The 4765-nt window shown below is 41.8% G+C and carries 6 protein-coding genes; all 6 read left to right on the plus strand.

Going from position 1 to position 4765, the window contains the following annotated elements; translation table 11 throughout:
- A partial coding sequence (locus H5202_RS18070) for a hypothetical protein (protein ID WP_182773291.1) occupies positions 1-599 on the plus strand: 599 nt, incomplete at its 5' end.
- Positions 600-706: 107 nt separating this feature from the next.
- Positions 707-1039, plus strand: a complete 333-nt coding sequence (locus H5202_RS18075) for a hypothetical protein (RefSeq protein ID WP_182773292.1) — start codon at positions 707-709, stop codon at positions 1037-1039.
- Positions 1029-2510, plus strand: a complete 1482-nt coding sequence (locus H5202_RS18080; RefSeq protein WP_182773293.1) for a protein adenylyltransferase SelO — start codon at positions 1029-1031, stop codon at positions 2508-2510. Before H5202_RS18075 ends, H5202_RS18080 begins: the two co-directional genes overlap by 11 nt.
- A gap of 25 nt (positions 2511-2535) precedes the next feature.
- The gene (locus H5202_RS18085; protein WP_182773294.1) at positions 2536-2838 is read left to right on the plus strand and encodes a DUF3630 family protein; all 303 of its coding nucleotides are present in this window, start codon (positions 2536-2538) and stop codon (positions 2836-2838) included.
- Between the two features lie 10 nt (positions 2839-2848).
- Complete coding sequence (locus H5202_RS18090) at positions 2849-3850, plus strand: serine/threonine protein kinase (protein ID WP_182773295.1); 1002 nt, start codon at positions 2849-2851, stop codon at positions 3848-3850.
- 131 nt (positions 3851-3981) lie between these two features.
- The gene (locus H5202_RS18095) at positions 3982-4599 is read left to right on the plus strand and encodes a thiol:disulfide interchange protein DsbA/DsbL (RefSeq protein WP_182773296.1); all 618 of its coding nucleotides are present in this window, start codon (positions 3982-3984) and stop codon (positions 4597-4599) included.
- The last annotated feature ends 166 nt before the right edge of the window (positions 4600-4765 follow it).

Raw genomic sequence — 4765 nt, forward strand, 5'->3', positions numbered from 1 at the left:
CTCCTAAATCCGAAAGTATAGTCACTGAGGTGATTTCTGAGCCTGAAGTTGCACCTAAGGATGCTGCTGCGGCAAACGAGAACAAAGTTAGCGAGAACAAGGCTAAGGTGAGCAAGGCAGATGTCGAGCCTAAAGTGTCTACTACAACAGTCGTTGATGCGCCAAGTGATCAAGGCTTGTCCTTGAATTTAAACCGTGTTGAAGGCGATTGGGCCAGCGAAAGTTTTCTGCAACAGGTTGATGCTGCCAACAACGCTAACGATCTTCAAAGCCAGCATAATGGCTTAGCCAGTGTGATTAATCATTGCTATAAAATGCGCAAACAAGCCGATTATTGCCAATATGGTGCGGCGTTACAGCTAACCTATTTAGAAGTATATCGCTCATTACATCAACAGAATACCACTCACAAAAGCACTGATGAAATCAAATCGCCAGCGTTTATGCAGTTATCGACATTGTTAAATGATGTAGGTCAGTTTGATGCAGCGATTAAGGTGTGCGAGCAAGCGCTTGAATATCAGCTAACCGACGGTACTGTCACTGGCTTTGAAGGACGCATAAAGCGAATCGAAAAGGCCAAAGCCAAAGCGAGCTAATAGGCTAATCAATACTGTTGGATGGATATCAGGTATGATATTCAAAAGGAAAGCGGACCTTGGTTCGCTTTTTTGTTGCTTCTGATCCAATGAACTCAAGGTTTAAAATGACATTAATGACTCGCACATTAACAAAAATATTGCTGTTTACTGCCACAGCAGTTTTACTTGCCGGTTGTATTCGTACACCTGAATGGACCTTATTTTATGTCGCAGACCAAATGCCTATACCGACCCAAATAGTACTGCAAGACCACATTTCCGGTTATTACGATTCATTGGAACAATGCCAAGCAAAAGGTGCTGGGATGTTACGTTTGCAAGCTTCATCAGTGCCTGCAGAGCAAGCGTTTGTATGTGGTGAGTTGTGCCAGGTAGATGAACAGCAACAATTACAGTGTAAAAGTCAGGTCGTGGGAACAGAGAATAATGCAGTTTAAGCAAGACTTTTTTGAACAATTAGAAGGCTTTTATTCGCAAGTTTATCCTTTACCAATCAGTAATCCTCATTGGCTGGGATGGAGTGATGACGCGGCTCAATTAATTGGATTAGAAAAGCCCAATGCTGAATTGTTAATGCAGTTATCGGCTAACTATGCGGCTCCGGGTGCCAGTTATTACGCTCAAGTTTATAGTGGCCATCAATTTGGTGGTTATACACCAAGATTAGGCGATGGTCGCTCAATTATATTAGGTGAAGCTATTGGTCCAAATGGAGCTTGGGATGTCGCGCTAAAAGGCGGTGGCCCAACACCGTATTCTCGCCAAGGTGATGGTCGGGCGGTAATGCGCTCTGCAGTACGGGAGTTTTTAGTTTCCGAAGCGCTTGCTGCGCTAAATGTACCTACTAGTCGGGCATTAGCGGTTATTGGTTCCGATTTACCTGTCTGGCGCGAAAGCCAGGAAACGGCCGCAATAACCGTACGCTTGGCTAAAAGCCACATTCGGTTTGGCCATTTTGAATACTTCTTTCATAGCGAACAAGGTAATGCTGCCAAACTGATTCAATTAGTTAATTTTACCATTCAACAGCATTTTCCACATTTATCAACTGATGCAAAAGGTTACAAGCAATGGTTTTATGAAGTGGTGCAGTCTACCGCTAAAATGATTGCCCATTGGCAGTCTGTCGGTTTTGCTCACGGGGTGATGAATACCGACAATATGTCGATACTCGGTGATACTTTCGATTTTGGCCCATTCGCTTTCTTAGACACCTTTAAAGAAGGTTTTATCTGTAACCACTCTGATCACGAGGGTCGTTATGCCTTTGGCCAGCAACCTGGAATTGGATTATGGAACCTCAAGCGTTTGGCCCAAACGTTAACGCCTATTATCGAGTCGGATGATTTAATCGCAGCGCTAAATACTTATCAATTTGAATTAGTTCAGCAGTATTTATTACTCATGCGTGCGAAGTTAGGCCTTTCTCAACCCGATATTAGCTCGAATGTTGTTAACGCAGAGGCTCTGGCCGAACTCGGTAACAAAGATTTGCAGCTTGTGGGGCAATTAACCGGATTACTTGAAACTAACCAGCTTGATTACACCAATAGCTTACGCCGTTTTGGCCAGTTGGACCCGAGTAGCGCACATTCTAGTTTGCGAGACGATATGCTCGACCTTGCTGGTTTTGACACTTGGTATAAAGCTTACCAAAACCGAGTCGGTGAGGTGGCGGATGTGAATACATGGCAAAGTGATCGTAATAGTGCCAACCCTAAATATATTTTGCGCAATTACCTCGCGCAAGAAGCTATTATCGCGATTGAAGAAAATGGCGACAACAGTAAATTATTGCAACTTCAACAACTTTTGCAACGTCCTTTTGACGAACAACCCGAGATGGAAGATTTTGCCAAACGCCCACCAAAATGGGGGCAGGGCTTAATTATGTCTTGTAGTAGCTAATTGATGTATTTTATCTGAGTCGATTATGAAATTATTGTCAGCCAAATTAGAGCCAGCAGCATTAAGTATTGTTATTCAAGCTGAAGTAGATTTTGAGCAATTTGAACTATTTGCAGAACCGCTAGCGGCTGCACTGGATTGCGACATTCGTGAGCGCCAATGGGGTGCAGATCGTCATCAGTGGTTACTGTACTTTGAAGGTAGCTCCTTATGGTTACATTATGAATTTTATGGTGATATTTGTTGGATATCCACCGATAGTGCAAACGAATTAGACGTATTAGCGTTTTTATTAACGCTTCTTGCCCCACATATTCAAACCGCTTAAGAAGGTATACATGGACAACGGTACAGGTGCAGAATTTCATTTTCAGGCATTAAGACCCGATCTCATTTTAGATGCTATCGAAAGCATCGGCATTTTCCCTGAGACAGGGCTATTAGCATTAAACAGTTACGAAAACAGGGTGTATCAATTCCGTTGCGATCAGGGTATTCGTTATGTGGTGAAGTTTTATCGACCACATCGTTGGAGTAATGAACAAATCCAAGAAGAGCACGATTATGCCTTGGCTTTAGCGGCAGAAGATATTCCTATTGCTGTTCCCGTCGTGATAGAGGGTAAAACGTTATTTGAATATCAAGGTTATCGTTTTGGTCTTTTCCCCTCTATCGGCGGGCGGGCATTTGAAGTCGACAATCTTGAACAACTTGAATCGGTTGGTCGCTTTATTGGCCGAATTCATCAATATGGAACAATTCAGCCTTTCAAGTACCGAGAGTCGCTAACCCCAGCCATTTTGGGAGATGAATCTTATCGCTATTTGTATGAAAGTGGTATGGTTTCCAGTTCAATGCAAACAGCGTTTTTCACAGTAGTAGAGCAGGTGTCAGATAAAGCCAAGCAAATTTGGCAGCAACACAATTTTACTTCTATACGCCTGCACGGAGACTTGCACCCTAGTAATATTTTATGGACACCAGACGGACCTGGATTTGTTGACTTAGACGATGCCAGGCAAGGGCCTGCAGTACAAGATTTATGGATGATGTTGACCGGTGATCGTCAGCAACAATTATTACAAATTGATATTTTATTAGAGGGTTATCAAGAGTTTTGTGATTTTGATGCGAAGCAGTTGGCACTCATTGAGCCGTTAAGGGCTTTCAGAATGGTGCATTATAATGCATGGTTAGCCAAACGCTGGCAGGACCCAGCTTTTCCAATGAATTTTCCATGGTTTGGTGATATTAAATATTGGGAACAACAAACTCTGGCGTTTAAAGAACAGTTATCTGCACTTAATGAACCAGCATTGAGTTTACCTAGTTTTAATTAACATTATTTCATAATCACTACCTAATAGTATTTAGTTACAAATACAATTGGCTAGCGATTGAGTTACAGGCTAACGCTAGACTATGATAGAGCCAGCGTATTTATATTTTTGCCTATATAGAAGGAAGTAAAATGAAAAAAGCATTACTGATGGCCGCTGCACTCCTGCTAGCGCCTATGGCTGCTATGGCTGCCGATTATAAAGAAGGTGTACATTACACGGTGATTAATGATGGCCCTGAAACAGCCAAGCCAGAAATTACAGAGTTTTTCTCATTCTATTGTCCACATTGTTTTAATTTTTCTAAAACAGTAGTACCTAAAATTGAAGCGAACTTACTTGAAGGTGTGGCATTTAATCAGTCGCACGTTGAGTTTATTGGTCGTGATATGGGCGTAGAAATGTCTCGTGCCTTTGCGGTCGCTCAACAGTTAAATGTTGAGAAAAAAATGGACGCAGCTCTATTTACTGCTATCCACGACAAGCGTCAGCAATTTACTCGCCCAGACGATATCAGAGCAATATTTATCGCTAATGGCGTAGAAGGTAAAGCTTATGATGCAGCGGCAAGTTCATTTATGGTGAATGCTCAGATGTCGAAAATGAAGCGTGATACTGAAAATGCTAAAATTTCTGGTGTACCAACATTAGTGGTTAATGGTAAATATCGAGTAGAAACCAGCTCGATTAAATCTTATGACGAATTAATTGATATCGCATTTTACTTAACATCAATGAACAAAAAGTAATCTAGATTACTTATGTTTGTTAAATAAGGAGCTTCGGCTCCTTTTTTGTTGTCCAATTTTTAGCAAAGATTATCGAACAGTATTCACATCTTTAAAGAAGAGGTTAGCGGTTTAGTCAGACTGTTGATTTAGTGGAACTGTTGATTGCGCGGAGTAGAAGTTTTTC

Origin of the sequence: Shewanella sp. SG41-4 (assembly GCF_014164505.1) — a bacterium.
Lineage (GTDB): Bacteria > Pseudomonadota > Gammaproteobacteria > Enterobacterales > Shewanellaceae > Shewanella.

What these genes read in the sequence shown, in the direction of transcription:
- H5202_RS18095 (WP_182773296.1), top strand. Translation starts at nt 3,982, where the DNA reads ATGAAAAAAGCATTACTGATGGCCGCTGCACTCCTGCTAGCGCCTATG.
- H5202_RS18085 (WP_182773294.1), top strand. Translation starts at nt 2,536, where the DNA reads ATGAAATTATTGTCAGCCAAATTAGAGCCAGCAGCATTAAGTATTGTT.
- H5202_RS18080 (WP_182773293.1), top strand. Translation starts at nt 1,029, where the DNA reads ATGCAGTTTAAGCAAGACTTTTTTGAACAATTAGAAGGCTTTTATTCG.
- H5202_RS18090 (WP_182773295.1), top strand. Translation starts at nt 2,849, where the DNA reads ATGGACAACGGTACAGGTGCAGAATTTCATTTTCAGGCATTAAGACCC.
- H5202_RS18075 (WP_182773292.1), top strand. Translation starts at nt 707, where the DNA reads ATGACATTAATGACTCGCACATTAACAAAAATATTGCTGTTTACTGCC.